The organism is Mesorhizobium sp. B2-9-1 (genome assembly GCF_006439455.1).
Taxonomy (GTDB): domain Bacteria; phylum Pseudomonadota; class Alphaproteobacteria; order Rhizobiales; family Rhizobiaceae; genus Mesorhizobium.
Genome location: NZ_VFTP01000024.1, coordinates 1 through 12584, shown reverse-complemented (window position 1 = coordinate 12584; position 12584 = coordinate 1). Strand labels below are relative to the sequence as shown.

At 63.2% G+C, this 12584-nt stretch carries 11 protein-coding genes; 6 read left to right on the top strand and 5 right to left on the bottom strand.

Annotated elements, in window-relative coordinates; genetic code table 11:
* Together FJW05_RS25500 and hspQ are read left to right on the top strand one after the other, a co-directional pair.
* Window positions 1–1212 carry a UbiH/UbiF family hydroxylase gene (locus FJW05_RS25500; RefSeq protein ID WP_140636666.1) on the top strand — a complete coding sequence of 404 codons (1212 nt, stop codon included), beginning with the start codon at window positions 1–3 and terminating at the stop codon, window positions 1210–1212.
* Window positions 1213–1450: 238 nt separating this feature from the next.
* Entirely contained in the window at window positions 1451–1774 is a 324-nt protein-coding gene (hspQ, locus tag FJW05_RS25495; protein ID WP_181165073.1) for a heat shock protein HspQ, read from the top strand.
* A gap of 96 nt (window positions 1775–1870) precedes the next feature.
* Here the strand turns inward: hspQ and FJW05_RS25490 are convergent, their stop codons facing one another.
* Window positions 1871–2491 carry an invasion associated locus B family protein gene (locus FJW05_RS25490; protein WP_095765425.1) on the bottom strand — a complete coding sequence of 207 codons (621 nt, stop codon included), beginning with the start codon at window positions 2489–2491 and terminating at the stop codon, window positions 1871–1873.
* 292 nt (window positions 2492–2783) lie between these two features.
* On the opposite strand from FJW05_RS25490, the gene FJW05_RS25485 reads away from it, so the two are divergent.
* Together FJW05_RS25485 and FJW05_RS25480 are read left to right on the top strand one after the other, a co-directional pair.
* On the top strand, window positions 2784–4604 hold the full coding sequence (locus tag FJW05_RS25485; RefSeq protein WP_140636662.1) for an extracellular solute-binding protein: 1821 nt from the start codon (window positions 2784–2786) through the stop codon (window positions 4602–4604).
* A gap of 37 nt (window positions 4605–4641) precedes the next feature.
* The gene (locus tag FJW05_RS25480; RefSeq protein WP_140636660.1) at window positions 4642–5322 is read left to right on the top strand and encodes a DsbA family protein; all 681 of its coding nucleotides are present in this window, start codon (window positions 4642–4644) and stop codon (window positions 5320–5322) included.
* An 8-nt stretch (window positions 5323–5330) separates the two neighbouring features.
* Here the strand turns inward: FJW05_RS25480 and FJW05_RS25475 are convergent, their stop codons facing one another.
* Entirely contained in the window at window positions 5331–5630 is a 300-nt protein-coding gene (locus FJW05_RS25475) for a hypothetical protein (RefSeq protein ID WP_140636658.1), read from the bottom strand.
* A gap of 375 nt (window positions 5631–6005) precedes the next feature.
* Here FJW05_RS25475 and FJW05_RS25470 point away from each other — a divergent pair, with 375 nt between their 5' ends.
* Together FJW05_RS25470 and mgtE are read left to right on the top strand one after the other, a co-directional pair.
* Entirely contained in the window at window positions 6006–7895 is a 1890-nt protein-coding gene (locus tag FJW05_RS25470) for an ABC transporter ATP-binding protein/permease (RefSeq protein WP_181165072.1), read from the top strand.
* A 280-nt stretch (window positions 7896–8175) separates the two neighbouring features.
* Window positions 8176–9540, top strand: a complete 1365-nt coding sequence (gene mgtE / locus FJW05_RS25465) for a magnesium transporter (RefSeq protein WP_140636654.1) — start codon at window positions 8176–8178, stop codon at window positions 9538–9540.
* Between the two features lie 54 nt (window positions 9541–9594).
* Here the strand turns inward: mgtE and gor are convergent, their stop codons facing one another.
* From gor to rpiA, 3 genes are all read right to left on the bottom strand, one after another.
* Window positions 9595–10983, bottom strand: a complete 1389-nt coding sequence (gene gor, locus FJW05_RS25460; RefSeq protein ID WP_140636652.1) for a glutathione-disulfide reductase — start codon at window positions 10981–10983, stop codon at window positions 9595–9597.
* Between the two features lie 118 nt (window positions 10984–11101).
* Window positions 11102–11701 carry a DUF2059 domain-containing protein gene (locus FJW05_RS25455; protein WP_140636650.1) on the bottom strand — a complete coding sequence of 200 codons (600 nt, stop codon included), beginning with the start codon at window positions 11699–11701 and terminating at the stop codon, window positions 11102–11104.
* Between the two features lie 21 nt (window positions 11702–11722).
* Window positions 11723–12418: a ribose-5-phosphate isomerase RpiA gene (rpiA, locus tag FJW05_RS25450; RefSeq protein WP_140636648.1), complete on the bottom strand. Its 696-nt coding sequence runs from the start codon at window positions 12416–12418 to the stop codon at window positions 11723–11725.
* Window positions 12419–12584 lie beyond the last annotated feature (166 nt).

Sequence of the window (12584 nt, the reverse complement as noted above, 5' to 3'; positions counted from 1 at the left end):
GTGGAGCACAACGACAAAGCCCGCATCCTGGTTGCCGGCAGCGGTCCGGCCGGCTTGATCGCCGCGCTCGGCTTCGCCGAGGCCGGCTTCGAAGTGACGCTGGTCGGCCCTGAGGCCAACACCGCCGACGGCCGCACCACCGCCCTCATGAACCCCGCCCTGAAAGTCCTTGAACGACTGGGCATCCTTGCCGAACTGAAGCCGCAGGCCGCGGCGCTCAAGGTGATGCGCATCGTCGATGCCACAAGGCGGCTGATCCGCAGTCCAACCGTGATCTTCCGCGCCAGCGAGATCGGCGAGGAACAGTTCGGGCTCAATCTGCCGAACAAGGCCCTCATCACCATTCTTGCCAAGGCGGTTTCAGCTCATGATGGCATTCATTGGCTGAAATCCACCGTCGAGTCATGGCGCCTGGACGCCGATCGGGCCCATGCCCGGCTGGCCGACGGCAGCGAAATCTCTGCATCGCTTGCTGTCGCCGCCGACGGGCGCCTGTCGCTGGCGCGGGAAGCCGCCGGCATTCGCGCCTTTGCGCGTCCCTATCCGCAGTCGGCGCTTGTGCTCAATTTAGGCCACCGCAGCGAACACGGCTTCGTTTCAACCGAGTTCCATACCGAGACAGGGCCGTTCACGCAGGTGCCGCTGCCCGGCAGGCGCTCGAGCCTTGTGTGGGTGGTGAGGCCGGAGACCGCGCGGGAGCTTGCCGCGCTCGACGATGCAACTTTGTCGGGGCGTGTCGAGGAGCAGATGCAATCGATGCTTGGCCGGGTCTCCGTCGAGCCGGGCCGCCAGGTCTATCCCTTGTCTGCGGCCTCGCCCGGCCGTTTCGCGCAAAACCGCGTGGCGCTGGTCGGCGAGGCAGCGCATGTGTTTCCGCCGATCGGCGCCCAAGGCCTCAATCTGGGTATCAGGGATATCGACGATCTGATTGGAATCGCGAGTGAAAACAGCAATGACCCTGGATCGCGCCGAAGCCTCGCCGCCTATGACACGAGGCGCCGGCCCGACATTTGGGCGCGCAGTGGCGCAGTGAACCTGCTCAACATGTCGCTCTTGTCCGACATGCTGCCGGCGCAGCTGGCGCGCAGCGCCGGCCTTAGTGCGCTTGGCGGCTTCGCGCCGCTGCGCGCCTTCTTCATGCGCGAGGGCCTGCGGCCCGGCAGCGGCTTTCGCGCCATCGCCGGCGGCCTAAGGAAAGAGGTCGGCCGGTAGTATTCCAAGGCCGATGACGTCGGACTTTCTTCGCTCAGGCGGGAAAACTCCCGCGCGGCTAACCCGTTGCTTCAGCCAAGATCAAGGACTTGGCTATTGAACTGCGGCCGCGTCTGCGCCAAATAGGCACCAGCCGAAAGTCGGGGTCGATTTTTGGCCGCGTGACGTGTAAATTCAAGGCTTTAGGCGCCTTGTGCGCAGCCACGACAGGCGCCTCGGAACCTAAGTGGTGAACGTAATGAAAACGGCCAAGTTCTCGATCGGGCAAGTGGTTCGCCACAGGCTGTTTCCATTCCGCGGCGTGATCTTCGACGTCGATCCCGAATTCGCCAACACCGAGGAATGGTACGAGGCTATTCCCGCCGACGTGCGTCCGCGCAAGGACCAGCCTTTCTACCATCTTCTGGCGGAAAATTCGGAGACTGAGTACATCGCCTATGTGTCCGAGCAGAACCTGCTCGAGGACCGGTCGGGCGAGCCGGTACGGCATCCGCAGATCGGCGAGATTTTCGACAAGCTGCCGGACGGCCGCTACGAGCCGAAGCGCCAGTCGAAGCACTGAAACGCTAACGAACGTCGCCCAGGGCGGGCGGCGCGGGGCTATAAAAAGCGGAGCATTTGCCCCGCTTTTTGTTTTCCGAGAAATGCGCCTGCGCGATCAGTTCGCGGTCTTGGCCTTGTCCTGCTCGTCCTTGAGCTTCTTGGCGAAGTCCTGATTGTTCTTGGCGACGAAGTCCTGCAGCTTCTTCTGCCGGTCCTCGATGTCCGATTGCTGCAGCGGCGGGCCGTCATAGGCGCCGCTGAAGCCGGTGAGCGCGATCTTGATCGGGTTCGGCTGGTTCTGGAAGTTGATCGAGGTGAGCGTGATGCCCTGCCCCTTCTTGAAGGAAGCGACGAGCTGGTCGCTCAGCGGCACTTCCGCCACGCAACGATCCGGGAAGCAGATCACATAGTCCAGCTTCTGCGCCTTGCCGGCATCGATCTGCAGCGCAATTCCGGGAGGCACGAGGCGGCCGGTCGGCACCGTGACCTGGAAGACCTTGCGGTTCACCTTGCCCTTGAGCTCGATCAGGCTGACGCCGGTGACGAGCTGGCCGTTGCCGGCCGTGACGATGTTCTGCACATTGCAAATGTCAACGTCTTCCTGCTTGGTGCAGGCCTTGAACCAGCCCTGCGGGATCTGCGGCTGCTGTTGGGCCGAGGCGGTGAAAAGCCCGGCGCCCAGAACGCCGACCACGCCTGCGGCCAGCACCGAAAGGCGGTACGCGTTGATCGTCATATGGTGCACTTTCCTCTCAAATGATCCCGGGGAGCGGCTTCTTCGTGCCGTGTGGTCCAGCTACCTGTTGCCCAAATGAGGCAACAGGATGACTTCGGAGCGCGTGTTACACTGCCAGCGACATCGAATCCAGCCCGGTTTCCGCGATTTCTTCGCGGTTCGATGTCCAGGGCGAGCATCGATCGGCGCTGGAGCGGCGGAACCGATTCCCATTGGCGCGCCGATTCAATCGGATAGCGAAATGCTCTAGGGTGCATGGCGAATCACAAAGCCGTCCGGCAAGGAGACGGTCATGGACCGCGTTCTCGTCCGGCTGATCGCCGCGACCTCGTTTCTGGCTCTTTCGCTCCTTCCGGTACAGTCGGAGCCGAAGCACGGCTTGGCCATGCAAGGCGAGCCGGCGCTGCCGCCCGATTATCAGCATTTCGACTACGTCAATCCGGCCGCGCCGAAAGGCGGCAGCGTCACCTATTGCGTCGTCGGCTCCTTCGACAACCTCAATCCCTTTATCCTGAAAAGCCTGCGCACCACGGCGCGCGGGATGATCGATACGGTTTACGGCAATCTCGTCTTCGAGCCATTGATGCAGCGAAACTATGACGAGCCCTTCAGCCTCTACGGGCTGCTTGCCGACAGTGCCGACATGGACCCGGAGCGAAAGAGCATCGAGTTTCATCTGAACCCGAACGCAAAATGGTCGGACGGCCAGCCGGTGACGCCGGAGGACGTGCTGTTCACCTACGACGTCTTCGCCGCGAAGGGCCGGCCACCCTACAGCGACCGCATGAGCATGATCGCCAAGCTGGAGAAGACCGGCGATCACAGTGTGAAGTTCACCTTCAACGACAAGGCTAACCGCGAATTTCCGCTGATCGTCGCGCTGACGCCGATCGTCCCCAAGCACGCCTTCGACAAGGACACGTTCGACAAGACCACGCTGAAGCCGCTGATCGGCAGCGGCCCCTACACCGTGGACAAGGTGCTGCCGGGGCAGCGTATCGTCTTCAAGCGGAATCCGGATTACTGGGGCAAAGACATTCCGTCCAAGCGCGGCTTCGACAATTTCGACCAGGTCACGATCGAGTATTTTCTCAACGCCAACGCCAAGACGGAAGCGTTCAAGAAAGGAATTTGCGCTCTCGATGACGAGACCGATCCGGTCAAGCGTGAGCGCGACATCGACTTTCCAGCCTTCCGAAAGGGGGATGTGAGGGAAGAATATTTCAACACCGGCATTCCCCCGGTTGTGACCGGCTTTCTGTTCAACACCCGGCTGCCCAAATTCGCCGATCCCGTCGTCCGCCGCGCGCTCGGCATGCTCTACGATTTCGAATGGACGAACAAGAATCTGTTCGGCGGCAAGTTCAACCGCACCATGAGCTATTGGCAGAATTCCGAGTTGTCGGCGCTCGGTCACCCTGCGGACGATCGCGAAAAGGCGCTGCTTGCCCCCTACCCCGGCCGCGTGCCGCCCGACGTGATGGACGGCACTTGGCGCCCACCCGTGACGGATGGTTCAGGCCAGGACCGCAAGGTGCTCAAAACCGCCTTCGAATCGCTGAAGAGCGCCGGCTTCCATGTGCAGGACGGCAAGATGCTCGACGCGCAAGGAAACCCGTTCGGCTTCGAGATCCTAACCTCGTCGCAGGACGAAGAGCGGCTGGCGGCCGTCTACCAGCGCACGCTGGAAAAGATCGGTATCGACGTCGGCATCCGCATCCTCGACGGCGACCAGATCCAGTCGCGCAAGCAGCGTTTCGACTTCGAGGTTCTGATCGGGACGAGCGGCTTCAGCAATTCGCTGTCGCCCGGCAGCGAGCAGCTCGGCCGCTGGGGATCGGTCGCCGCGAAAACGGAAGGATCGTTCAACCTCGCCGGTGTCGCCGATCCGGCGATCGACGCCGCGATCGACGCGATGCTGAACGCCCGCACCAAAGAAGACTATGTCGCCGCGGTGCGCGTGCTCGACCGGCTGCTGATCTCAGGCGGCTACATGGTGCCGATGCAGTACAACACCCAGCAATGGGTCGCTTACTGGAGCTATCTGGAACATCCGCAAAAGACCCCCATATTCGGCTATCAGCTGCCGACCTGGTGGCGAAAGCCCAACTGAGGCTGGCCGACCGGTAGAGACCAAACAGGAGACGAGCATGAGCGCCGAGAACACCATCACCGTCGATGTTGTGTCCGATGTCGTCTGCCCCTGGTGCTTTATCGGCCAGAAGCGGCTGGACAAGGCCATCGCTTCTGCAAGCGACATCGACGTGCGTGTGCGCTGGCGGCCATTCCAGCTCGATCCGACCATCCCGCCCGCCGGCATGGATCGCCGCCAATATATGCTCGGCAAGTTCGGCAGCGAGGAGCGCATCCATCAGATCCACGCGCGCATCGAGCCGCTCGGCGAAGCCGAGGGCATCAGCTTTGCCTTTGGCGCCATCAAGGTCGCGCCGAACACGCTCGACGCGCACCGCGTCATCCGCTGGGCGGGCGCAGCCGGCGAGGACGTGCAGAACCGGCTGGTGCGCCGCCTCTTTCAGCTGAATTTCGAGGAAGGCGTGAACATCGGCGACCATGCCGTGTTGGTTACGGCCGCCGGCGAGGCCGGCATGGATGCGTCGGTGGTCGAGACGCTGCTGCCGACCGACGCCGACGTTGAGGCCGTCCGCAACGAGATCGCCACCGCTTCGCGCATGGGCATCACCGGCGTGCCCTGCTTCCTGCTTGAAGGCAAATATGCCGTGATGGGCGCGCAGGATGCCGACACGCTTGCCGACGCCATCCGCCAGGTGGCCCAGGCCAAGGCGCGCGGCGAGCTCGAAACCGCGAACTGAATGTTCCGTCAGTGCGATCCGTAGCCGCCGAACTGACCGCCGCGCTTTCCTGAAAATTGTGCTCCTGTTTCGCGGTCGCCTTGGCTTTGCTCAGGAAGAAGCTGTTGCCGTAGCCAAGCTTGGTCAGATCGCCGCAACAGCCCTGATCGCCGGTATTCTTGGTCGGCCATGTCCGTTTCGGCAGCGGCGAGATCGCCATCGACAGATACGACGCTGCCAGCAAGACCATTTCCGGCCATTTCAGCGCCTCCGGAAAAGACGAATCGGGTAAACCCTGAGTAGCTCACGGACGGCAAATTTTCGGTCATTCCGGTCACCGCCAGTAGCCATCGCGGCCAGCGGACACCTCTTTTTCATTCACAAACCCGTGTTTTCCACTTCCCTTAGGGAAGGTTGCCGCCGGCTGGCGCAAACAGCTCTAATGAACTGAAATAAAAGATGAAATCGCCGCGAATGGCGACCTCCCGGCGCAGCCTTTCTGTTGCCCTCATGCCACGGCGGGTAACCCTGTTCACATTCGCCGGCAGAAAATTAATGGAAAATGATCAATTGGTGTTACCCTGTGTAACAAAACTAAGAAAGGTTTGGGCGGGATCGTGACTGGGGTCGGTAGACCGCAACGAACAGTACCGGAGCAAACATCCAACGAGGCGAAGACCTCGTCACTGACGCCGGTATCGTCGATGCGCACATTCTGGGGGCTGATGCGAGCCTACTGGTTCTCCGACCGGTGGAAGGAAGCCTGGACCCTCACATTCGTCATCGCGCTGCTGACGGCGTTGTCCAGCAAGGCTGGCGTCTGGTTCGCCTTGGCATTGGGCGAGCTGGGCAATTCGATCGCCTTCCTCCATGACGCCGCCAACACCCACCCGTTGCAGACCATTCTGACCAATGCCGGCGTATTGGTGCTGCTGGTCGTGCTGAAGGATGCCGGCTTCACCGGCGTGCGCAATCTCGTTTCAACGACCTTGCACCGCAAATGGCGGGGCTGGCTGAACAGCCAGTTCAACCAGGCGCTGCTCGACGGCAACCATACCCATTTTCATGCGCAGCACGGCTCGGCGGCCGGCGGCATCGTCGCTCCGGACAACATCGACCAGCGCGTCCAGGAATCGATCAAGGACATGACCGGCGGCGCCATCGGGCTTGCCATGGGCGTGCTGGGTGTCGCGACTTCGCTCTATTTCATCGGCGAAAACCTGATCGGGTCCTCGGTCGAGGTCAAGGGCCTGGAATTCCTCGGCGGCTACGGCACCGCGGTGCTGGCTTTCCTCGCCGTAGCCATTTACGTGCCGCTGAACACCTGGATCGCCGTCAAGCTCGGGCGGCTGCTCGAGCGGCTTAATGTGCGCATGCAGCAGGCCGAGGGCAGCTACCGCAGCGAGCTGACGACATTCCTGCGCCGCAGCTTCCACGTCGCCGCCTCGCATGGCGAGGGTGTGCAAAAGTCGATGCATGACAGGCTCTATGTCGATATCGACAAGACGTGGGGACGGCTCAATATCGTCAACACCAGCTACACGTCGTTCGAGCTGATCTACAATTTCGTCGGCGCCCGTATTGTTGCCTATTCACCGGGCCTGGTGTCGTTCATCCACAACCGCCTCGATTACAAAGGCTATATCACGGGCTCCGAAATGGTCGCCCAGTTGATCAGCCAGTGCTCGTGGTTCATCCATGTGATGCCGGCGATCGCGACGCTCAGGGCCAACAGCCAGCGCGTCACCGAACTCGCCAACGCCATCGAGAACGTCCAGCACCCGCGCGAATTCTATCAGCAGACCGGCCGCTCCGACTTCGGCTACGCCAGCCAGAACCCGGTGTTCGGCCTGACCATCCAGAAGCTCGAGCTGGCGCATCAGGGCGAGGACGCGACGCCTTTCCTCAGCGCCGCCAATCTGCGCTTCCGCCGCGGCGAATGGACCTTCCTCAAGGGCGAGTCCGGCTGCGGCAAGACTTCGCTGATCAAGGCGATCAACGGCCTGTGGCCATATGGCCGCGGCACCATCGTCTTCCCGGAGGGCGTGACGAGCTTCTACGCCGCTCAGGAGGTCAAGCTGCAGCAGGTCTCGCTGAAGCAGCTCGTCTGCCTGCCCGGTTCAGAGAGCGATCACAGCGACACGCAGGTTGCCGCGGCGCTGCACAAGGCCGGCCTCGGCGACTTCATCGGCCACCTGGCCGACGAGAGCCGCGAGGGCAAGATCTGGGACCAGGTGCTTTCGGGCGGCCAGAAGCAGAAGCTGGTGGTCGCGCGCATCATCCTGCAGCAGCCGGGACTTCTCTTCCTCGACGAGGCGACCGGTGCGCTCGACCCCGAAGGCAAGATCGCCTTCCACCAGGCAATCAAGGACAATTGCCCGAACGTCACCGTCATCAGCGTCATGCACGAGGCGGTGGCGCCGCGCTCGCTTTCCGGCGAGGAGTTCTACCACAGCGTGGTTTCGATCGCCGACGGCGTTGCCACCAAGAAGCCGCTTGCGCCCAGCCTGCCGCGCGAGCTCACCACCATTCTGGCCCAGCCTCGGCCGGTCGAGGACAAGTGGCTGCGCTTCCGCCGGCTGAAGCAGAAATAGCAGTCCTGCCAAGCCCTTGACCGGCGACCGTAGCCCGGCTTGGGCTGTCTTCGATCACAGTCTCGCGATCCGGCCTGCCCGCATTCCTTTTCGGCGCCCTTCGCGATTGACTCGGTAAAAACCGCTCCTATGTTGCGCCCGCTCGCAGCATTCAAACGCGAACCCCGCGAGCAGAAAGGTCAGCCCGCCATGCCTGGCGACAGTCACAGTCGAACGCAACCGCCGTCCGCCCTGACGTGACCTGACGGCTCACGTCCTGCCGGACGGCAAGGAGTGAGCCATGAACGAATTCGCACCCGTACTGGACGACGAAGCGGTCGCCGTCGCCCGTGTTCTTGCCAACGATCACGTCGCCGACGTCGTTGAAGCCCTCAACCATGAATCCCGCGAGACGGCCATCGAGCTTCTCTGCGCCGTGCCGTTCGAGCGGCTGGTCGACATCTTCGACCAGCCCGAACTCGAAGCAGCACCCGAGCTTGCCGAGGCCCTGCCGCGCCCGAAGGCGAGCAAGCTCCTGACCGCCATGTCGGTCGATCGCGCCGCCGACATCCTGCGCGAGCTGGACGAGCCGGCCCGCTCGGAGCTGCTCGGCACCTTGGCGCCGCCGCTGCGCGCGACGCTGCTGTCCATCCTGGGATATCCGGAAGGCAGCGCCGCCTCGATCATGACGACCGAATTCGTCAGCGTGCCCTCAGACTGGACCGTCGGGCGCACGCTCGACCATATCCGAAAGGTCGAGCGCAGCCGCGAGACCATCTACGCCATCTACATCGTCGACCCGGAGACGCATCTTTTGCTGCGGGCGACCGGATTGCGCCGGCTGATCACCGGCAATCCGGAGGATTCGATCCTGTCGGTGGCGCCCGATCGCATGCCGGTGGCGGTGACGCCGCTCACCGATCGCGAGACCCTGGCGCAGACAATCTCCAAATACGACCTGCTCGCCTTGCCTGTCGTCGACCACGGCAAGCTCCTCGGCATCGTCACCATCGACGACATCATCGACACGATGATCGAGGAGACGACCGAGGATGTGCACCGCTTCGGCGGCATGGAGGCGCTGGACGAGCCCTATATGAAAATGAGCTTCCTCGCCATGATCCAGAAGCGCGCCGGCTGGCTTTGCGCGCTGTTCCTCAGCGAGATGCTGACGGCCAACGCCATGCAGAGCTACGAGGGCGAGCTGGAGAAGGCGATCGTGCTGACGCTGTTCATCCCGCTGATCATGAGCTCCGGCGGCAACTCCGGCTCGCAGGCGACCTCGCTCGTCATTCGCGCGCTGGCGCTGCGCGAGATCGGGCTGCGCGACTGGTGGCGGGTGGCGCTGCGCGAGCTGCCGACCGGTCTGGTGCTCGGCTCGATCCTCGGCATCGTCGGCATCTGCCGCATCGCGCTTTGGCAGTATTTCGGCTTCTACGACTACGGCCCGCACTGGATGCTGATCGCGGCGACGGTAGGAGCGGCGCTCGTCGGCATCGTCACCTTCGGCTCGCTGTCGGGATCGATGCTGCCCTTCGCGCTGAAGCGCATCGGCTTCGATCCGGCGAGCGCCTCGGCGCCGTTCGTCGCCACGCTGGTCGACGTCACTGGGCTGGTCATCTACTTCTCGGTGGCGCTGATGATCCTGCGCGGCACGCTTCTGTAGACGCATCTTAACGGCCATCGGCATCGCCGGCGGCCGTCGCGTCCCACGCTCCGGTCAGATCCGTTCGCCGTTCTTCACGCGATAGGTCGGCTTGTACATCGTTACCAGTTCCTCGGCCGCGGTCGGATGCACGGCCATGGTGCGGTCGAAATCGTCCTTGGTCAGGCCAGCCTTCAGCGGAATGCCGAGAAGCTGCGCCATCTCGCCGGCATTGGGGCCCAGAATATGGGCGCCGATCACCTTCCTGGATGCGCCGTCGACCACCAGCTTGATCAGCATCTTCTCGTCGCGGCCGGACAGCGTGTGGCGCATCGGACGGAAGGATGCGCGGTAGATCTCGACATCCGGATAGCGCTCGATCGCGTCGTCTTCCGACAGGCCGACAGTGCCGATCTCCGGCTGCGAGAATACAGCCGTCGGAATGGTGTCGTGGTCCGGCGCTGTCGGGTTGTCCTTGAAGGCCGTCTCGACGAAGCACATCGCCTCGTGGATCGCCACCGGCGTCAGTTGCACGCGATGCGTGACGTCGCCGATCGCCCAGATGTTGTCGACATTGGTGCGCGAATATTTGTCCACGACAATCGCGCCCGTCTTGCTGAGTTCGATGCCGACGCCTTCCAGGCCCATATTCTCGGTGTTGGGGAGACGCCCGATCGCCAGCATCACCTGGTCGACCGTCAGTGTCTCGCCAGTGGTGAGCTGCGCGTCAAGCTTGCCCTCCGGTGTCTTGCGCACCGATTCCGAAACCGCGTGGCACAGGATCCTGATGCCTTTCCTCTCCATGGTCTCGTGCAGCGAGCGGCGCAGATCCATGTCGAAGCGGCTCAGAATCTCCTGGCCGCGATAGACCAGCGTGGTGTCGACGCCCAGACCGTGGAAAATGTTGGCGAATTCGACGGCGATGTAGCCGCCGCCCTCGATCATGATCGCCTTCGGCAGCTCCTTGAGATCGAAGGTCTCGTTGGAAAAGATGCAATATTCATGGCCCGGCAGCGCCGGATGCGGCGCCGGACGCCCGCCGGTGGCGATCAGGATCTGGTCGGCGCTGACCGTGCGGTCCTCGGCAACCAGATAGATGCTGTGCGTGTCGACGAGCACTGCGCGTGAATGGAAGGTCTCGCCGCCGGAGCCTTCGACATTCTTCTTGTAGATCGCTTCGAGCCGCGCGATCTCCTTGTCCTTGTTGGCGACCAGCGTCGGCCAGTCGAAGCTCGCCTCGGGCACCGTCCAGCCATAGCCGGCGGCATCGGCGAAATGCTCGGGAAATTGCGAAGCATAGACGTAGAGCTTCTTCGGCACGCAACCGCGAATGACGCAGGTGCCGCCGAAGCGGTATTCCTCAGCGATGGCGACGCGCTTGCCGAAAGCCGCCGCCATCCGGGCCGCCCTTACCCCGCCGGAGCCGCCGCCGATGACGAACAGATCATAGTCATAAGCGGCCATCGCTTGGGCTCCTGCGGGTGAGAAAGACGGGGGTCAGAGGTAGGCTGCCAAGCGGCAAAAGAAAAGCCCGGGCAAACCCGGGCTTTGTGGTCCAGCCGCAGTCGGCGGATCGACACGATCAGTTCTGCGTGTCGTCAGCCGGAGCCGAATTGTCCGCCGGAGCGGAACCGTCGGCGGGTGCGGTGGCCGCCGGAGCCGGCGCTGCCGGCGCCGCTGCCTTGGCGGCGGCCGCAAGCGTCTCGCCGACCTGCTGGGCGAGATCGCGGGCAACGCCATTTTGCCAGATGTCGGCAGCCTTGACGAGGTCGCGCGTCACCGCGGGGCCGCTATCCAGCAGTTTCTTGCCGGCCTCCGAGCTGTAGAAGGCGGCGATATCGTTGAGGTCCTTCTCGGAGAACACCTTGGCATAGGCCATGGCCGCCTCCTTTTCCAGGTCGGCGCGCCGCGAGGCCATGCCAAGCGCCTTCTCGGTCACCGTCTTGCCGATCAGTTCCTGCATGTCGGGGTTTTTCTGGATGAGCTGCGACTCCAGCGCTCCGGCCGCCTGCGGCAGGATGTTGTCGAACGAGTCCGTGGCATGGATCGCCGCGACAGCCGCGCGCGCGGCCTTCAGATGCGATTCGCTGATGTCCTGCGCAAACACCGGTGACGACAGCGCAAGGACGGCCGAGGCCGCCAGAAGCGTCGAAAAGCGGCGAACTCGTTTAGGCAAAATCATAGTCGGTAGAACTCCCTGGTTTCAGGCTGCATGGACGGTTTCGATACCGTCGCCGCCGGCGATGATGGCCGTTGACGCCAGCCCGATGAATAGACCGTGCTCGACTACGCCTGGAATGGCGAAGAGAGCATTCGACAGCGCTCTTGTATCCGGAATGCGGCCAAAAGATGCATCGAGGATAAAGTGGCCGCCGTCTGTAACAAATGGCTGGCTTCCCGTCATCCTCAATGTAACCGGCCCGGAAAGGCCGAGCCCTGCCGCGGCGGCGCGTACCGCGATCTCGGTGGCGCGCAGGCCGAATTTGTTGACCTCGATCGGCAGCGGAAACCGGCCGAGGGTCTCGACCATCTTGGATTTGTCGGCGATGACGATCATGCGCTCGGACGCCGCCGCGACGATCTTCTCGCGCAAGAGCGCGCCGCCGCCGCCCTTGATCAGGGTCAGCTCCGGGTCGACCTCGTCGGCGCCGTCGACGGTGAGGTCGAGCTCGGGCGTTTCTTCCAGTGTGGACAGCGGCACACCGAGCTCGCGGCAGAGTGCTGCGGTGCGCTCGGAAGTCGGCACGCCGATGACCTTGAGGCCGGTCGCAACCTTCTCGGCCAGCAGCCGCACGAATTCTTCCGCCGTGGTGCCGGTGCCGATGCCGAGCCGCATGCCGCTGCCGACATGGGCGAGCGCTGCCCGCGCGGCCTCGACCTTCAACTGCCTTGCATCCATGGAGAGCCCCGATTTCGCCGGTTTCGCGCGCCTCCTAGCATTTTTGCCTGTCCCGTCAAAGGCTCGCCCTCAAAGGCTCTGTGGACCGATCGAGGCTTCTTGCTTGAACTTGGGCCAGCCTGTATCGGCTGCGGCAACGCAATTGCCGCAGGACCCGCCCATGACC